We start from the raw sequence: 18,007 nt of genomic DNA on the forward strand, positions 1-18,007 counted from the left end.
ACAGTGTTGAAGATATTGATGATCAACCCCAATACATCGACCGAGATGACGGACCGGATGATTGCAACCGCGCAGTCCGTTCTTGCGCCCGACACAGAGCTGATTGCTCATACGGCGACACGGGGTTTCCCCTACATTGCAAGCAGAGCTGAAGCGATGATTGCGGGCAATATCACGCTCGAAATGCTGGCGGAACATCATCACGGCTGCGACGCCGCTGTCATCGCAGCCTTTGGCGATCCAAGTCTCATTGCAGCACGCGAACTCTTCGAAATCCCGATTACTGCCATGGCCGAGGCCGCCATACTGACTTCCTGCATGCTGGGCGAGCGCTTTGCCATGCTGACATTCTCCCGAACGCTGGTTGCCTGGTACGAGGATGCGGTGGCGTTGGCCGGACTGACCCATCGTTGCGCGGCGATCCGTGTGCCGGACGTTAGCTTCAAGTCGGTATCGACAGTTCAATACGAATTGGAAAACGAAATCGTCGCACTGGCTGAAAGGACGGTGAAGGAAGATGGCGCCGACGTACTGATACTCGCCGGTGCGCCGCTGGCAGGTCTCGCGCAACGCATAGCCCATCGTTCACCGGTGCCGCTGGTCGATCCTCTGGTCGCTGCAGTCAGTCAGGCCCAAACGCTTGCAAGGATGAAACCAAAGGCGGCCAGTGCCGGACGGTTTGCGCGGCCGGGCCCCAAGGTTACGGTTGGTCTGCCGCAATCGCTTGCCGACTGGATCGAGCATCGCGGGCCGGATCGGCAGTCGGATCTAACCCTCAATGCGAGCATGTGAGAGGTATCCACGATGGATAGCACGATCGATCTCATCGTCATGGCCGGCCTGATCGTCACGATGGATCAGGGTCGCAGCCTAATCACGGATGGTGCAGTGGCGGTCAATGACGGGAAAATTCTCGCGGTGGGACCGAGAGATGCGATTTCTCAACGGTATGCTGCTTTGAAGACAGTGGGCGGCAATCACGCGATTGTCATGCCCGGCTTTATCGACGGGCACTCTCACGCTGGCCACGGATTGATAAGAACAATGGGCAGCGATGACTTCCCAGCGTTTCGCGAGGCATGCCGGAAGGTCTACATGGAGTCAGCGTCGCTTGATTTCTGGGCCGCGGAGGCTCGCCTGTCGGCTCTCGAACGACTCAAGGCAGGCGTTACCACGGCAACGCTCTATCTTGGAGGTGGGGACGAGAACAACCGCTCCGACACACCAGAAGTTGCGACCACTTACGCAGCCGCGTTCTGCGGTGTTGGAATGAAGCTGGTCCTGGGCATTGGCCCGACGAGGCCACCGTTTCCACGGCATTACACCCATTTTCGGGGAGATCGGGCGCAAACGGTAGAAGTGAACTTCGATCGACAGCTCTCCGTCTGTGAGGAGGTTGCGCGGATTCTGCCGGGGGCGCGAACTCGGGTTGCCTTTACTGCGCCGGTCATAAATCCCGCCATTCATCGGGACAGGCATTTTCGCATGCTCTGCGAGATGGCGCAGACCATGAAAGACCTTGCACGGAAATACGATACCCTGCTCATGATCGACGGCCACCGCGAGGGAACTGTCGCCTTTGCCAACGGGCTGGACATTCTCGATCATCGAACTCTGCTCTCGCATGCGATTGGACTGAAAGAAGACGAAGTGGCGCTGATCGCGGAGCTTGGTGCGGTCGTATCCAATAACGCTGTTTCGGCAAGCGGCACATGGGATCGCTGCCCTTTGGTAGAGCTGCTTGCTGCTGGGGCCCGGGTATTTTTATCGAGTGACGGGCTGGCACCCGATGGTGGAACAGACATGTTCGACGTGATGCGCGGCGCAATGCGCTACCATCGTTCCATGTGCCGCAATCCCAATATTCTTCCGCCGGGCCGTGCGCTTTCCCTGACCACGATCGAAACCGCCAGAGCGCTCGGGATAGATCATGAGGTCGGGTCGATTGAGCCGGGGAAGCGGGCCGATATCATTCTGGTCGATACGCAAAAACCACATCTGCAACCCTCGGTCATGCCGCTTCATCAGCTTCTCATGTACGCCAATGCCAGCGACATCGACACGGTTATAGTGGACGGGCAGGTAATGATGGAGAACCGGCAGGTTGCCCAGCAGGCTGAAATACTCTCGGCCAGCCAGGTAGAATGCCAGATCATGCTGGACCGCTCCGGCCTGCGAACATCGCTCGACCTGCCGAAAAGCTTCTGGTCCGACAGTTACGACCGCCCTGTTCGTGATGGTTTAAACCATCACGACAGATGAGTGATATTAGGGGCACGACCGCGATATGTTCGACATTATTATCCAAGGTGGACGCGTCTCAGCGGCAACACGACCGTTCTTCCCTTCTGCCCGGGGAAGGAACTGCCCGCACTGGTGGGCGACGGCCAGACATCCTTCAAGTTATTCATGGCAGCTGTCACATTGATTAATCGTCAACGTGCCTGCGGTATCTGGGTTTCATGAATAGGCAGGTCCCGACGTACAAAAATCGTCGCTTTCACCGGAGCACAATCCATCGTGGCGCCGCTCTTTTCGATGCGGCCAAACCGGCAATGAACGGAAATTCTTTCTCACCTGCGGGCGGCAATTCGCAATAAATTATCTATTGCACGGGTCGCATGGCTCATAATCTGACGAAACTGCAAACCATGCCGCAATTGTCGCGGCAGCGTTTCGTCGGAGGATCGGATGACCGGAAAACGGCAGTTGAAACTTGGTTTCATGCTTCACGGCGTCGGCATGGGATGGGGCGATTGGCGCCATCCGGATGCGGATCCGACGGCCAGCACCAATCTTGCCTATTACAAGCGTCAGGCCCAGCTTGCCGAGGCGGCAAAGTTCGACTTTCTCTTCGTCGCCGACAGCGTCTTCATCACCGAGAAGTCGAGCCCACATTATCTCAACCGCTTCGAGCCGCTGACCATACTGTCCGCCCTCGCCGGTGCCACGTCGCATATCGGCCTGGTCGGCACGCTGACGGTAAGCTACAGCGAGCCTTTCAACGTCGCCCGCCAGTTCGCCTCGCTCGATCATATCAGCGGCGGCCGTGCCGGGTGGAACGTCGTCACCTCCTGGCTGGAGGGCAGCGCTTCCAATTTCAGCAGGCAGGCGCATCTCGCCCATGACGTGCGATACCGGCTCGCCGACGAATATCTCGATGTCGTGCAGGGCCTGTGGGACTCGTGGGAAGACGATGCGCTGGTTCACGACAAGGCGCGCGGCGTCTTCTTCGATCCGCAGAAGCTGCATACGCTGAACCACAAGGGCGAGTTCTTCGAGGTCAGAGGACCGCTCAACATCGCTCGCTCGCCGCAGGGCCAGCCGGTGATCTTCCAGGCGGGCGCTTCGGAAGATGGCCGGAATTACGCGGCGAGGCGCGCCGACGCGATCTTCGTCCATCATGACAGCCTCGAAGAGGGCCGGAACTATTATCACGACCTGAAGCAGCGTGCCGCGGGCTTCGGCCGCGACCCGGACAAGCTCTTCATCCTGCCCGGCATCCGTCCGGTCGTCGGCTCCACGGAAGCGGAGGTCGAGCGGAAGTACCAGGAATTTGCAAATCTCACATCGATAGAGAACGCGCTCTCCATGCTCGGCCGGCCGTTCAACGATTATGATTTCCTGCAGCACGATCTCGATGCGCCCTTCCCCGACATTGCCGCCCATGGCGTCAATTCCAACCAGAGCCAGTCGAGCCGGATCATCGAAGTCGCCCGCGCCGGCAATCTGACGCTGCGCGAGGTGGCGTTGCGCTTCGCCACGCCGCGCAGCGATTTCGTCGGCACGCCGGAGCAGGTCGCCGATGCTTTCGAGCGCTGGCTGGTCGAGCGCGGTTCGGACGGCTTCGTCATCAACGTCTCATTGCCGAAGGAGCTTGAAGTGCTGGTCGAAACCGTGATCCCGATCCTGCAGAAGCGCGGCATTTTCCGCGAGGAATACGAATCGGAAACCTTCCGCGGCAATCTCGGCCTAGACGTGCCGCGCAACCGCCATGCGGCAAGCGAGGTTCCTGTCGCCGCCGAATGATCCCCCAAGAAGCCCGACCGGAGCAAGGTGATTCATGACCATTCTTTCCAGACGCTTATTCAATGTCCTCGCCGGCGGGTTGGCCGCGCTCTGCCTCGCAACACCGCTTTCGGCTAGTTTCGCCGAGGACCTGTCGGACGTCACGCTCCGCATCGGCGATCAGACCGGCGTGGTGCGCGCCAAGCTGGAGGCGGCCGGCCTGCTCGAGAACGTGCCCTACACGATCGAATGGTCCGTCTATGCGGCAGCCGTCAACCTGCATGAGGCGTTGAAAGCCGATGCCGTCGATATCGGCTCGGCCGCCGACAGCCCGACTGTCAGCGCCATCGCCGGCGGTTCCAGGATCAAGGTTGTCGCCGCCTTTTCCAATGGCGGGCGCGGCACGGCGCTGCTCGTCCCGGAAAACAGTCCGATCAAGACCATCGAGGACCTGAAGGGCAAGACGATATCGCCAACGACGCGAGGCAGTGTCGCTCATTACCTGACGGTTGGCGTGTTGAAGAAAGCGGGCATCAAGGAAGGTGAAGCGAAACTGGCCTTTCTGACGCCGGCCGACGCCAGTGCAGCGTTTCAGACAGGCAGCATCGATGCCTGGGGCATATGGGGCGTCTATCTCGCCCGCACGGTCGGGATACAGAAGGCCCGCGTGCTGATCGACGGCGAAGGCATCAATACCGGCCATGGCGTGCTCAGCGCCACCGACAGCGCGCTTGCCGATCCGGGCAAGGTAGCGGCGATCGCCGACTTCGCCGCCCGGATCGAACAGGGTTACAAATGGTCGGCCGAAAACAAGGATGCCTATATCGATTTCTATGCCGCCTTCTCGAAGCAGGACAAGTCGATCATCGCCGAAACCTATGACGACGAGGCGGCGTTCAAACGTGTGCCGCTGGACGATGCCTTCACCGCTTCGCTGCAGAACGTTTTCGCGACCTGGAAGGAAGCGGGCGTGCTCTCCGGCAACCTCGACCTGTCGAAATATGTCTATCGCGACCTGCCGACCAACTGATCCATGGGAACCGGCCGATGAACAGCATTGCCACCATAAGACTGGAAACAGCCGAGAAACTGCATGATGCAGGGCCTGGCAACCGCCGGGCGCCATTGCCAGCTGTCGACCTGAAGCGCATCGAGCCGTTGTCGGCGTCCCGCCGCGGCGTGCCGCGCTGGCTCAGGCGCGGGGCGGGCCCGGTGCTTCTTGTTCTCCTCTGGCACCTCGCCTCCACCACCGGCCTGTTGCCGGAGGAGGTGCTGGCAGGACCTTCCGTGGTGATCGGCAGTGCGGCGAAGCTGATCGAGACCGGTGAATTGCAACAGGCGATCTGGGTCTCGCTCGGCCGTGCGCTGACGGGGCTTGCGATCGGCGGCACTGTCGGCATCCTGCTCGCCGTGCTTTCCGGTCTTTTCCGACTCGGCGAGGACCTGATCGACTCCACCGTGCAAATGTTGCGCACCGTCCCCAATGTGGCGCTGATCCCGTTGCTGATCATCTGGTTCGGCATTGGCGAGGCGCCGAAGGTGGCGCTGATCGCGCTCGGCACCGCCTTCCCGCTTTATCTCAACGTCTATGCGGGCATCCGCAACGTGGATGCCACGCTGATCGAAGCGGGCAGGACGCTCGACCTTTCCCGCCTGGCAATGATCCGTCACATCATCCTGCCCGGCGCCCTGCCCTCGGCGCTGGTCGGGCTGCGCTACTCGCTCGGCATTGCATGGTTGGCTCTCGTCTTCGGCGAGCAGATCAATGCGACCGCTGGTATCGGCTATCTCATGGCCAATGCCCGCGAATTCTTCCAGACCGACGTCATCGTAGTCTGCCTCGCGGTCTATGCCTTCCTCGGCCTCGCGGTCGACTTCATCGTCAGAACGCTCGAAAGGATATTCCTGTCATGGCGACCGGCATTCAGCGGAACGTGACGACCGAAAGGCCATCCGCGACGCCCTCCGTGGTGAACGTATGCGGGCTGACCCGGCGCTTCGGAGAACGTGAGGTTCTCAAGAACCTCGATCTCGAAATCGCGGCGGGCGAATTCGTGGCCCTGCTCGGCGCCAGCGGCTGCGGCAAGAGCACCCTGTTGCGCATCCTCGCCGATCTCGACCGGGACATTTCCGGCGAGGTCGAGGTGCCGCTGCGCCGCTCCGTCGCCTTCCAGGCGCCGCGGCTGATGCCGTGGAAGCGGGTCTGGCGCAATGTGGTTCTCGGCCTTCCGGACGCGCCGGACAGGAAACGGGCGATTGCGGCGCTCGATGAAGTCGGCATCAGCCACCGCGCCGACCAATGGCCGAAGGTGCTGTCCGGCGGCGAGGCGCAGCGGGTGTCGCTGGCCCGTGCGCTGGTGCGCCAGCCCGACCTTCTATTGCTCGACGAACCCTTTGCCGCGCTTGATGCGCTGACGCGGATCAAGGCACAGGAACTGGTGGGCGAGCTCTGGCAGCGCCATGGCTGCGCGGTGCTGCTCGTCACTCACGACGTGGAGGAGGCGCTGCTGCTTTCCGACCGTGTGCTGGTCATGAAGGACGGCATCATCGCGCATGAAGAGCGGATCGCGCTGGATCGGCCACGCGATGTCGCCGATCCGGAATTTGCGGCTCTGCGCGGCCGGCTCCTGAGCTGGCTCGGTGTGCGGCATGGCCGGCACGAAGAGGCGGCGTGACGAAGAGCCATGTCGCAGCGCCGGTCACCCGGAAGAGCGCTGATGGAGTGCGAAGCCCGCTGCTCCCGGAGCAGCGAGGTCAGGAGAAAGCTCTAGACTGGGAATGAGGTAATCACCGCCATTCTGCCGCCGGAACGGGATCGGCTCGGTCGTTTCCAGCGACCGCATCCTGTCTCGCAACGCCGAAGCGACGGCCTCAAACCCTTCCGCATCGAGCCGGTCGACCCGATAGGCGACGAAGGGCGGCAGAACATCATAACCGGGATAGTAGAGAATCCCGTGGTTGATCGGAAACAGGAGGTCATCGATAGGTCCGTTGATCCCTCTGGCCGAATAATGTTCTTCCCAGCCGCCTGTCGTGACGATGAGCATCGCGCGCTTGCCGGCGAGCGTCCCCTCCCCGAAACGATCTCCCCAGTGCCGGTCGCTGTGCTCACCGACTCCATAGGCGAAGCCAAAGGCATAGACGCGATCGACCCAACCCTTGAGGATCGCGGGCATCGAATACCACCACAAGGGAAACTGGAGGATCAGCGTGTCGGCCCATAGAAGCTTGTCCTGCTCGGCCTTCACATCGTCGGTGAGCGCCCGGGCCGCAAATCCCTGGCCGGACGCGGCAGCAACCGTCAATCGCTCTTCGGGGGCGAGCGCGGGGAAGTCCAGGCGATCGACTTCGGACTTCCAACCCATGGCGTAGAGATCCGACACCCGCACCTCGTGGCCTGATGCCTCGAGCTCGGCGATCGCGGTATCGCGCAGCGATGCTGCAAGGGATTTCGGTTCGGGGTGAGCAAATACGAGAAGGATCTTCATGGAAACCGTCCGGATGGAGTTCGACATAGACCGGCAGGATAGCCTTGCCCGAACTATTCCGCTATATATCGAGAATGGATATGATAGTGCCGGATTATGGATAGATCGGATGTCACTCTCGAGCGAATGCGCACCTTCGTCCGCGTGGCGGAGCGCGGCAATCTGTCAGCGGTGGCACGCGAGCTTGGCACTGGCCAGTCCACCGTCACCCGGCACCTGAACGAGCTGGAGAAGGCCCTCGGCGCCGCATTGTTGAGCCGGACGACACGCCGCGTCGAATTGACCGAGGAAGGCAGCCGCTATCACGCCCAGTGCCTCCAGATTCTCCGGTTGGTCGAACAGGCGACCACGGAAATCAGGGACACCCGTCAAGCGCCCTCGGGCACCGTTCGCGTGTCCTGTACGGCGGCGCTCGGCATCCAGCACATGCTTCGCCTCGTCTTCGGGTTTCAGACGCAATATCCGGATATTCATGTTGATCTCAGTCTCAACGATGAACAGATCAACCTGGTCAAGGAAGGTGTCGACATCGCCTTGCGCCTAGGGCCCCTCACCGACAGTTCGATGAAGCTCTACCGTCTCGGCGAAAGCACACGGTTTCTGGTCGGCGCGCCGGGCTACCTTGCTGCGCATGGAAGACCGACGAGGCCGGCCGACCTTGCGACGCACAATATCATCCGCATGTCGAATGTCATGGGCAGCGAGACGCTCGCGATCACCGGACCGGATGGCAGCAGGCATGCCGTGGCCGTGGCAGGCGACTTGCGCGTCGATCATGGCCTTGCGGCGAGGGAAGCCTTTAGGGCCGGTCGTGGTATCGGTCCGGCGCATCGCTGGCTGGTCGACGATTTGCTTGCGGACAATCAACTCGAAGTGCTGTTGCCCGACTATTCGCTGACGACCACGCCGCTCAGCATGCTCATCGTGCCGGAACGTGCCAATGTGGCGCGCGTCCGCCTTCTGATCGACTATCTGGCCGAACAGATAGGCCACATACCGGGTATCAGCAGGCGGTGAGCGAAACAAATCGCTTTTATCGCCCACATTTTCGGGGCATTGTGAGCGATAAATGCGGAGTTTATAACCCATGGCGCCGAGGGGCCTGAAGGCTTCACCGGCGGCTTGAGCGCCGGCAACTATGCCACGATTACCGGCGCTCCGCCTTCGACGGTGACCCGCGACCTTTCCGACCTGGTGGAAAAGGGCGCATTGCTGCGCACCGGCGAGCGCAAGACGACGCGCTACCAGCTGAACCTCGCAACCGCCGCTTGAGGGAAGCGGCCGGACCGCCTCCGGAGAGGCGGACCGTGCACAACAATTCTCAAACTGGCAGATGACTCCAGTCAACCCGCCTCAGGCGAAGAGGAAATCTTCGGCCGTCAACCCGGTCTCGTGGACCTGGATCGAGTCGTCGTCGCTCAAGGCAATCTGGGTGTAGTCATCGGTAACGGTGATCCTGCCTTCCGCCTCGAGCTGCGCGAAGCCCGAGAATCCGTAACCGGCAATGTCGAGGACGTCGCCGCTTCCCGCCTGGAAGCCGACGATGCTGTCATTGCCGCTGCCGGAGGCGAAGACGAAATGGTCGATGCCGCCCGTGAGGTCATCGCCGCCATTGCCGGTAATCCTGTCATCGCCGGCTCCGCCTGTCAGAATGTCGGCGCCGTTCAAACCGACGAGGGTATCGTCGCCGGCTCCCCCAACAAGAGTATCGGCCTCGAACGAGCCGGTGAGATTGAAGCCGATGCCGGCATTGGTCGAGGCGCCGGCATCGAATGTGGTGCTGCCCCCGGAGGAGTATTCAATACTGCGAAGGCCGGATTCCGCCAGGTCGCCGGAGACGGTGACGTGGTCGTCCTCACCTGTACCTCTGATGCTGATGTTCTCGATATTGCTGACGCGGGCGCCGTCGATATCGATCGAGGAACCGTTTCCCGCGATGGTCATGTCGAAGGCATTTTCCAGACCTCGAAAGTGTAATTTATCGGTGCCGCCGCCGCCGTCGAACACATCCCTGCTGTCGATCGGGGTCACATCGATCTGGTCGTCTCCGCCACCGCCGAGGAAGGTGCCGTGACCATCCCAAATTCCGAGTTCGATATTAACGCCGACGGCGTTGCTGGCATCCACGTCGAAAATGGTGTGATGGGGAGCGTTGCCGCCATAGGTGGTGACAGAGATAGTCTCCAGTTCGCCGGACGAGAAGTCACCATCGATCGTCACCCGGGCCATTTCGAGGAAGTCGAAGCCGACACGTTCAACCCCCTCCACGGTGGCGCCGTTGATGTTGATCCTGCTAGCGTCCGCGGCAATCGCATATTCCGCGCTTTGATAGGTTTCGAATAATGAATCGGTCAGATAGCCGCCAATGACGTGATCGCCAACGTTGTAGTCACTCAAGCTGAAGTGATTGGTGGCCCATTGGCCGCCGATCAACGTGTCGTCGCCGCCATTGCCGCCCAAATAATTTTCGTAAGGCTCGCCATCATTGCCCTTCAGCGTGTCGTTGCCGCCCAGGAGAACGTCATCTCCGTACCCGCCGTAGAGGCTGTCAGAGCCGTCGCCGCCATCGATCGTGTAGTCGCCATAGCTGCCGCCGTTATTGACGCCGACGGAATCATCACCCGCGCCAAGGGAAATTTGGCCGTTTGCCCATCCGGGAGTGGCTTCGCCGTCGCCGGTATAGTCCCGGCTGGCCCTCGCTATATCGACGTGGTCGTCGCCCGCGCCGGTGTCGATGCGTATCTCGTTGCTCCAATCACCCGTATTGCTGTCGATGCCGAGCCTGATATGGTCATCGCCGCCGCCGGTCGTCACCTCGGCCCGCTTTACCCCGTCGATATCGATGTCGCGGTCGGCATCGCCAGTCAGGTGCACCCACGCATCGACGAAGTTGGAGACCCTGAGCGCCGAGCCCGTGAACTCCGAAATCTCGATGTTCTTGATGGTATTCCAGGCCCGGTTCAGCGCGATATCGACGCTGTCGTCGTCCTGCCAGTCGATGCTGATCGCCGAAGCGCCCGTGTCGGGATCTTCGCCGACCTGGGTTTGAGGAAACTCGACAAGGCCGATCTCCGTGTCGCCCGCGTCCGAATCGAAACTGCCTTCGGCCGATCGAACCGGGTTTGGATTGACCGCCGTCGTATAGGTATAGCTTGTGGCGAAATCCCTCCAATAGGCACTATGTGAAGTCTCGTCGGGTATCCACCCCGGCCTGTCGGACGTTGACGACAGGTTGAGTTCTATCCTGGCCATGAAATCCTCCTCCCGGATCTGATCAAGTCAAAATCATTCCTCCGCCGCATGCCGCCAGATCAAATCATCCGCGACGACAGCGCGGCCAGTATGCTTGCTGAACAGCAAGGCCATCACTGCCGTCATATCCAGCAGAGTCAGGCAGCGCTCTTAAATAAATGCGGTTATCCAGCGGTAGTGAACTACAAAAATCAGGATCAGCCAATCAATATTTTTATACATATATTGTCTGCAAAGTATCCCGAATATACTTTGAAATTCTGTACTATCGTTAACTGTTCTATCGGCGCGCTCTTCTAGCCGTCATTGGCGGCTCGCTTGGCAGCGATGCAGGCGCTGCTCTTGAGCAGGGCAGGCCGTCAAGCTCGTTCTTTTTCGCCAAGAGCGTCTTTTCCCAACGCTACGACCATCTGTTCAACCGCCGACGAGATCGGCGCGATGATCGGGATATCGAACAGCGTCCGCAGATGTTCGGCAGCCTCACCCAGTGGCCCGCCTCCGATGATGACGGCATCCGCACCATCGATGATGCAGAGCTTGATGGCCGCTTCGAGTTCGATACGCAGCCGATCCCTTTCACCGGCAAGTTTTTCCGGATCGCCAGCCGTGCAGCGAATTCCGGTATAAAGATGCGAAAGTCCGATGCTTGCCGCCCGCGCAGCAATCGCGTCAGCCAAATTCGGCGTCACCGTTGCGACGCCGAATTTGCGGCCGCCTTGGGAGGCAGCGATCATGGATGCCTCACAAATGCCGATGACTGGCACCGCCAGGCTTTCCTGCAACTCCAGAACGCCGGGGTCTCCATACGCGCTGACGATGATCCCGGCGCAGTCGGTCTCATGGGCAAGGCCGATCTCTATGACCTGCGCCGCAGATTCAGCCAATTGCAGGTCATTGACGATCATCGAAGGGCTACGGTTCGCCGTGGCGGCTACAAGTCGAAGCCGCCCGCTGGCCGTACGCCGTGCAATATCGAGCATCATCTCCGTCGTTGCTTGCGAACTGTTGGGATTGATCAGCAAGACATAAGGAGATGGCACAGTCATTCTCATGCCCGTCCTTTTACGGTGTCGAGGATCGGCATCGAGGTGTCGATGACATCCGCTGGCTGCGTCAGATCTTCCATCGAACGACCATAGGTTTCCGGTCCAATCTGGATACAGAAGGCGAATACAGCATACATCGAAGCGGCAAGACCGAATACGCCGATCATGCCAAAGCTGTCGAATAGCGCTCCGGCGATGGTCGGAACGAATGAACCGGCAGCGGAACCGCTCGCAAGGATCAGGGCCACGCCAAAGCCGCGGATACGGGTTGGATAGAGCTCCGGCGCGTAGATCCAGATCGAGGTATTGAGAAGGAGGACGAAGAACTGGAACAGCGCGCCGAAGAACAGCACCAGATAGATGTTCGTTCCGAGATAAACGATAGCCAGCGCTGCAATGCAGGCACAGACAGCACCGGCAGTCAGCACCTTCTTGCGTGGGAAGTAATAGCCGAACGCGGAAGCGGCGATGGCGCCCAGAACGCTGCCGCTCTGGATTATCATGCTGTAGAGCAGGCTGCCGGAGAGCGTGTAGCCCATCGATACGAAAATCATCGGCATGAGCGTCAGGACGGAAAGCTGCGCGCCATAGCTCATCAGGATGGCTATCGCTACCGGAATGGTGCGTCCGATGAAGGGCGGACGGAACAGTTCTTTCCAGCCGCCTTTGGCTGGCTTGACGTCACCGTCTTCCGGCTTGGACAGATAGTCCCGGACCTTCAGGTCCCTCGGGCGCAACGTCCCCGAAGCGAGAATGGATAGCACCTTGTTGGCTTCGTCGATTTTGCCCTGCGACGCCAGGAAACGCGGCGTTTCCGGAACATAGCGGCGAAAGAAGACCACCAGGAATGCAGGAACAGCGAGGACCGCAAACAACCAGCGCCAATTGTTCTCACCCGGGAACAGCGCAAAGATCAGCAGGCCAAAGGCCGGCGCGAGGAAGTTGCCAAAGCCCCCTGCCCCGACATTTACGAGGCCCGCCGCCGTACCGCGAAACTTGGGCGAACAGAACTCCGCCAGTATCGTAACGGCAGTCGATATTTCACCGCCAACGCCGAAACCAACGATGGCACGCGCAACCAGAAGCCAGCCAAAATTCGGCGCAAGCGCACAAGCCGCAGAGCCTAGCGTGAAGAGAAGCAGATTGATGCTCAACATCACCCGCCGCCCGTAACGGTCGCCGAGAATGCCGGACAGAAGTCGACCGGCGGCGGCAGCTCCGAAGGTAACGGTATTCAAGAAGCCAATGTCGGCTCCCGTCAGGCCCCATTGTTCGCGCAAAATCGGCGCGACGAGACCGATGGTATTCTGTTCGAAACTATCGAAAAGGCATCCGATAAGCACAAGTGCCAGGATTTGCTTGTGGGCACCCGTGACACCGATGGTTCCCAGTGCCTGTTCCATCTGCCTGTTGGCCGGCGACGTTGCGCCGGATTGGATTATCTGTTCCCCTGCCATAACGGTCCAACTCCTTTGATTCAGCCGTATGAAATTATTTTTTCATAATGAAGCGCCAGAAAATACATTTTGACAAGTAGTTTTTTAAGTATAGATTTCAAATAGATAAATCGCCTAATCTTTCATCAAATAAGCTGCGCAAATAGGCAGAATCTGCTAATAAATATGCAACATGAAAACTGAGTTTCAGTAGAGCACCCATGAATGCCACCGGACGATCCTTTCTCTCCCGTGTGAGAGATGTGCTGGAAGACCTTCCCCCCGCTGAAAAAAGACTGGGCGAATTCGTGTGCGATTTCCCCGGGGAGATGGCGAGTTATTCCGCGTCGGAGCTTGCGGCGTTAGCCCACGTGTCAAATGCTACCGTGACCCGGTTCGTCCGCAAGCTCGGCTATGAATCATACGAAGAGTCGCGCCGGCACGCGCGGGAAGAAAAACAGATGGGCTCAAGGCTGTTTCTTTCCAGCGCTACGGACTCCGCGGCGGGTCAATCGCTCTCGACGCACATAGGCCAGGGCATAGCCAATCTGGAGAAGACGTTTCTGACCATCCGCGAAACGCAGGTCGATGCGGTGGTGGAGACGCTTCTTGGCACACGCAGGACCTGGGTCCTGGGCTTTCGCAGCAGTCAGCCCTTCGCAGCCTATCTGCAGTGGCAGATGATGCAGGTCGTCGACAATATCGTCGCCGTTCCCGGTCCCGGCCAGACGCTCGGCGAATATATGGCGAGCATCGCATCCGGCGATCTGGTCATTGTCTTTGCTCTTCGCCGCCGCATCGCCAAGATGGACGACCTGCTGACGCTTATCGAAAATCGTGGCGCGAAACTGCTCTATATCACCGATGAAGGCGCGCCCTTCCGCGCATCCGCCCAATGGCATTTCCACTGCCAGACAGTCGCGGCCGGCCCGCTTTTCAACCATGTCGCGGTGATGGCGCTCTGCCATCTGCTGACAACGCGTGCGATCGAAAAGGCAGGCGTGACAGGCCGCAGGCGCCTCCGCGACATTGAAGCTTTCGGCGACATACTGGAAGAACTCTAGGGGGCCGTCTCCAGAATGACGGGGCCTGATCCGGCGCTTTGGTGCCGGTCAGGCCCGTGACAATTCGTTGAGGGCAATCCGTTCAGGCTTCGGCGGTCATGGCTGCCTCGCGCAGATGCTCGGCATCGCCGGTCGCTCCGTTGAAATACCAGTTGAGCAGAACCGCCGAGACCGATGCGAGCAGGATGCCGGATTCGACCAGCGGATGGATCGCGTGGGGAAGCCATGTCTTGAACTCCGGCGCGACGAGGGGGATCATGCCCAATCCCAGCGAGACGGCCACGATGAACAGGTTGTTGCGGCTCGACTTGAAATCGACCGCCGACAGGATGCGGATGCCAGTGGCAGCGACCATGCCGAACATCACCAGCCCCGCGCCGCCGAGCACGAATGTCGGCAGCGCCTCCACCAGTGCGCCCATTTTCGGGATCAGGCCAAGCAGCATGAGGATCACGCCGGCAGCGACGCAGACGAACCGGCTCCTGACGCCGGTGACGCCGACCAGCCCGACATTCTGCGAGAAGCTCGTATAGGGAAAAGTGTTGAAAACGCCGCCGATCACCGTGCCGAGACCATCGGTGCGCAGGCCGGCCGAAAGCACGGGCAGCGTCAACCGCTTGCCGGTCATCTCGCCCAGCGCGAGGAACATGCCGGTCGATTCGATCAGCACGACAATCATGACGAGGGTCATGGTGAGGATCAGGATCGGATCGAATATCGGCATGCCAAAGCGGAACGGCGTCACCAATGCGAACCAGCCGGCGCTACCGACCTTGTCGAAATGCATCAGCCCCAGGGAGGCAGCGATGACTGCGCCGATGACGATGCCCAGCAGCACGGCGATATTGGCGACGAAGCCCTTGCCGAGGCGAGCGATGACGAGGATCGACAGCAGAACCGCAGCCGATATCGCCATGTGCGACACCGGTGCATAGGCGGCATTCGGGACGGTCGCGGCAAGGGCAAGCTTTTCCGGTACTGCCGGCAGGCTCGAACCTGCGGCGCCCGCAACTTCGGTGACTGCCTTCAGCCACGCCGCATGTTCCGGCGCAATGAGCTTCGGCGCAGTCGGGCCGACCGGATTGCCGAAGATCCAGTTGATACCGATCCGCATCAGTGAAACGCCGATTACCAGGATGATCGTTCCCGTCACCACCGGCGGAAAGAATCGCAGCATCCGGCCGACCAGTGGTGCGATCAACATGCCGACAATGCCGGCGCCGATGATGGCGCCAAAGATCATGCGTGCGCCGTCACTGCCGGGAATGGCGTTCGCCATCGCCACCATTGGCCCCACCGAGGCGAAGGTGACGCCCATCATGACCGGCAGCCTTACGCCGAACCATTGCGTCGCGCCGAGCGACTGGATGATGGTGACGATGCCGCAGACGAAAAGATCGGCAGAGATCAGGAAGGCGACCTGTTCGGGTTCCAGCTTCAATGCGCGGCCGATGATGAGCGGAACGGCGATGGCGCCGGCATACATGACAAGGACGTGCTGCACGCCGAGCACGGCAAGACGGGGCACTGGCAGCACCTCGTCCACGGGATGTGTGGTTGACGACATCGTGGTGATTCCCCTTATTGTTGTTCCGGCGCGTCGTACCTGCCGACAAGCGGAATTCCCTTGTGGAATCAGGTAGAATCGCCGTGTTTGATAGCTTCCACCATGCAGAATTTTTTGCAAGGTTCGATCGTATCTGCAGGCAATTGGAGCCAACGAATACTCGGAAACAAACTCGGAATTACAAGTAAAACAGGGGAACCGAATGCCGACGTCTCTCGTGAAAATTACATATCGCCTTGTGATCTGCCTCGCCGCACTGTTGGCATCCCATGCCGCCTTCGCCGATAATCTGAAGGTAGGCATGCTTATCCCCGGTCGAATCGACGATGGAGGATTCATGGAGGCCGGTTATGACGGCCTCATGCGGATCAAGAAAGACCTCAACATCGAGACGAGCTATATCGATAACATCAAGCCGGAGATTGGGCTCTTGTCCGACGCGCTCCGAAAACTCGCGGCGGACGGACCCGACCTGATCATCGCCCATGGCGGGCAGAACGGCAAGGCAGTCGAAGCCGTCGCGCCGGAATTTCCGAACATAAAGTTCGCTGTCGTGCAGGGAAACACGAAAGGCAAGAATGTTTCGAGCTACGAAGTGTTGCAGGAACAGTCTGCCTGGTTGGCCGGCGCAGCGGCAGGCCTTCTCACCAAGACAAATGTCGTCGGCCACATTTCGGGAATTCGCGTGCCGCCGGGACTGAAAGGGCGTGCCGCCTTCTATCATGGCCTCATGAATACCAATCCCGGAGCCAGGTTTCTGACGGTGTTCGCTGGCGATCAGGACGACGTCGAACTCGCGCGCAGAGTTGCGGCGGCAGAAATTGACGCCGGCGCCGATATCATCTTCACGATGCTGAATGCTGGCCGTGCCGGTTCCATCGAGGCCATGCGGGAACGTGGCGTGCGCCAGATCGGAAATGTCCGGGACTGGTATTCAGACCATCCGGATGTATTCGTCGCGTCCGCAATAGCGAATGTAAGCCTGGCGGCATTTCATGCGGCCAAGGACCTGGCCGACGGCGACTGGAAATCCGGTGAGATCATCAAGATAGGGCTGGAAGATCCCGAAGCGGTATCATTGGCGCTGTCGCCGGGCGTATCCGATGAGGTGAAAGCCGGAATTGCGGGACTGAGCAAAAAGATAGTTGCCGGCGAAATTGAAGTCCTGACCGATTATGACGGTGCGGAATTCAAATTCTGACCGATGCAGGCGAGTACGCAGGAGGTCCCGAAACGCCACCGGCAAGATGGCGCGACGGGTTGGTGGTGCTGATGGCTTGCGTCTCCCGGCTGAAGAACGCGCAGCCTTGAGCGCGTTCAACCAGCCTGCCCGAATTCCTACTTGGTGGTGTATCCGCCATTGACGAGAATGGTTTGCCCCGTCATCCACCAGCCATCGGAAACCATGAAGCGGACATAGGGAACGATGTCCTCGATATCGGTCAGGCCTGTCCTGGAGAAGCCGGAGAGCGCCGCTGCAGTCTTGTGGTAGGCGACGGCATCCTCGCCCTCTGCCGGGTAGAAGAAGGGAGTATCCATCGGCCCCGGGCCGATAGCCGTCACCGAGATGCCGCGATCGCCGAATTCCTTGGAGGCCGCCCGGGTGAAATGCTCCACCGGCGCCTTGGTGCCGGCATAGGCGGCGTAGAAAGGCGTGAACGCGCCGAGCAGCGAAGTGACAAGCGTCACGAGCTTGCCATTGTCGTTGAGATGCCTGCCGGCTTCCTTGATGAAGAAGAAGGCAGTCTTGGCGTTCACCGCCGTCATCTCGTCATACTCCGCTTCGGTGATTTCGACGATCGGCTTCTTCAGCACCTTTCCCACCGTGTTGATGGCGATGTCCGGCTTGCCGATGACACTGACCGCATCGGCGAAGAGCTTTTCCATCGCACCTGCCGTGGTCAGATCCGCCTGCAAGGCGACGGCCTCGGCGCCGGCCGCTTTTACCGCGGCGACGGTCGCGTCGGCATCGGCCTTGGTCGAGGCGCTGTTGTAGTGAATGGCGATGGCTTTTGCGCCCTGCCCGGCGAGATCGCGCGCGATCAAACCGCCGAGATTCTTGGCCCCGCCAGCGATGATGACGGTTTTGCCGTTGATGCTGTGGTCAGTCATGAGGTGGCCTCCTTTTGCCAATATGGCGACCGCG

At 60.0% G+C, this 18,007-nt stretch carries 15 protein-coding genes and 1 pseudogene; 10 read left to right on the plus strand and 6 right to left on the minus strand.

Annotation, left to right across the window (positions count from 1 at the left end; all coding sequences use genetic code 11):
- Positions 1-6: 6 nt before the first annotated feature.
- The 6 genes from M8997_RS11915 to M8997_RS11940 all read left to right on the plus strand — a co-directional run bounded on the left by M8997_RS11915 (position 7) and on the right by M8997_RS11940 (position 6,683).
- Positions 7-792, plus strand: a complete 786-nt coding sequence (locus M8997_RS11915) for an aspartate/glutamate racemase family protein (protein ID WP_250020015.1) — start codon at positions 7-9, stop codon at positions 790-792.
- A gap of 12 nt (positions 793-804) precedes the next feature.
- Complete coding sequence (locus tag M8997_RS11920; RefSeq protein ID WP_250020016.1) at positions 805-2,262, plus strand: amidohydrolase family protein; 1,458 nt, start codon at positions 805-807, stop codon at positions 2,260-2,262.
- Between the two features lie 429 nt (positions 2,263-2,691).
- Positions 2,692-4,029 carry an LLM class flavin-dependent oxidoreductase gene (locus M8997_RS11925; protein WP_250020017.1) on the plus strand — a complete coding sequence of 446 codons (1,338 nt, stop codon included), beginning with the start codon at positions 2,692-2,694 and terminating at the stop codon, positions 4,027-4,029.
- A gap of 34 nt (positions 4,030-4,063) precedes the next feature.
- Positions 4,064-5,038 carry an ABC transporter substrate-binding protein gene (locus M8997_RS11930; RefSeq protein WP_250020018.1) on the plus strand — a complete coding sequence of 325 codons (975 nt, stop codon included), beginning with the start codon at positions 4,064-4,066 and terminating at the stop codon, positions 5,036-5,038.
- A gap of 17 nt (positions 5,039-5,055) precedes the next feature.
- Positions 5,056-5,946: an ABC transporter permease gene (locus M8997_RS11935; RefSeq protein WP_250020019.1), complete on the plus strand. Its 891-nt coding sequence runs from the start codon at positions 5,056-5,058 to the stop codon at positions 5,944-5,946.
- Positions 5,919-6,683 (plus strand): ABC transporter ATP-binding protein, encoded by a 765-nt coding sequence (locus tag M8997_RS11940; RefSeq protein ID WP_250020020.1) that lies wholly within the window; start codon positions 5,919-5,921, stop codon positions 6,681-6,683. Before M8997_RS11935 ends, M8997_RS11940 begins: the two co-directional genes overlap by 28 nt.
- 24 nt (positions 6,684-6,707) lie before the next feature.
- Here the strand turns inward: M8997_RS11940 and M8997_RS11945 are convergent, their stop codons facing one another.
- Positions 6,708-7,496 (minus strand): NAD(P)H-dependent oxidoreductase, encoded by a 789-nt coding sequence (locus M8997_RS11945; RefSeq protein WP_250020021.1) that lies wholly within the window; start codon positions 7,494-7,496, stop codon positions 6,708-6,710.
- A gap of 96 nt (positions 7,497-7,592) precedes the next feature.
- Here M8997_RS11945 and M8997_RS11950 point away from each other — a divergent pair, with 96 nt between their 5' ends.
- Both M8997_RS11950 and M8997_RS11955 read left to right on the plus strand, forming a co-directional pair.
- Entirely contained in the window at positions 7,593-8,513 is a 921-nt protein-coding gene (locus tag M8997_RS11950) for a LysR family transcriptional regulator (protein ID WP_250020022.1), read from the plus strand.
- Between the two features lie 75 nt (positions 8,514-8,588).
- Positions 8,589-8,768: pseudogene (locus M8997_RS11955) on the plus strand (DUF4172 domain-containing protein); the annotation flags it as partial.
- Positions 8,769-8,849: 81 nt separating this feature from the next.
- On the opposite strand, the gene M8997_RS11960 reads toward M8997_RS11955, so the two are convergent.
- The 3 genes from M8997_RS11960 to M8997_RS11970 all read right to left on the minus strand — a co-directional run bounded on the left by M8997_RS11960 (position 8,850) and on the right by M8997_RS11970 (position 13,251).
- A complete protein-coding gene (locus tag M8997_RS11960; protein ID WP_252597200.1) occupies positions 8,850-10,748 on the minus strand; it encodes a calcium-binding protein in 1,899 nt (632 codons plus the stop codon).
- 359 nt (positions 10,749-11,107) lie between these two features.
- A complete protein-coding gene (locus tag M8997_RS11965; RefSeq protein WP_250017816.1) occupies positions 11,108-11,794 on the minus strand; it encodes an aspartate/glutamate racemase family protein in 687 nt (228 codons plus the stop codon).
- A gap of 2 nt (positions 11,795-11,796) precedes the next feature.
- Positions 11,797-13,251: an MFS transporter gene (locus M8997_RS11970; protein WP_250017806.1), complete on the minus strand. Its 1,455-nt coding sequence runs from the start codon at positions 13,249-13,251 to the stop codon at positions 11,797-11,799.
- A 200-nt stretch (positions 13,252-13,451) separates the two neighbouring features.
- Between M8997_RS11970 and M8997_RS11975 the strand changes: the two genes are divergently transcribed.
- Entirely contained in the window at positions 13,452-14,294 is an 843-nt protein-coding gene (locus tag M8997_RS11975; protein ID WP_250017803.1) for a MurR/RpiR family transcriptional regulator, read from the plus strand.
- An 82-nt stretch (positions 14,295-14,376) separates the two neighbouring features.
- On the opposite strand, the gene M8997_RS11980 is transcribed toward M8997_RS11975, so the two are convergent.
- Positions 14,377-15,861: a nucleobase:cation symporter-2 family protein gene (locus M8997_RS11980; RefSeq protein ID WP_250017801.1), complete on the minus strand. Its 1,485-nt coding sequence runs from the start codon at positions 15,859-15,861 to the stop codon at positions 14,377-14,379.
- A 202-nt stretch (positions 15,862-16,063) separates the two neighbouring features.
- On the opposite strand from M8997_RS11980, the gene M8997_RS11985 reads away from it, so the two are divergent.
- A complete protein-coding gene (locus tag M8997_RS11985) occupies positions 16,064-17,062 on the plus strand; it encodes a BMP family protein (protein WP_250017799.1) in 999 nt (332 codons plus the stop codon).
- Between the two features lie 137 nt (positions 17,063-17,199).
- On the opposite strand, the gene M8997_RS11990 is transcribed toward M8997_RS11985, so the two are convergent.
- Entirely contained in the window at positions 17,200-17,973 is a 774-nt protein-coding gene (locus tag M8997_RS11990; RefSeq protein WP_250017796.1) for an SDR family oxidoreductase, read from the minus strand.
- Positions 17,974-18,007: the final 34 nt, after the last annotated feature.

The organism is Phyllobacterium sp. 21LDTY02-6 (genome assembly GCF_023554255.2).
Classification (GTDB): domain Bacteria; phylum Pseudomonadota; class Alphaproteobacteria; order Rhizobiales; family Rhizobiaceae; genus Phyllobacterium.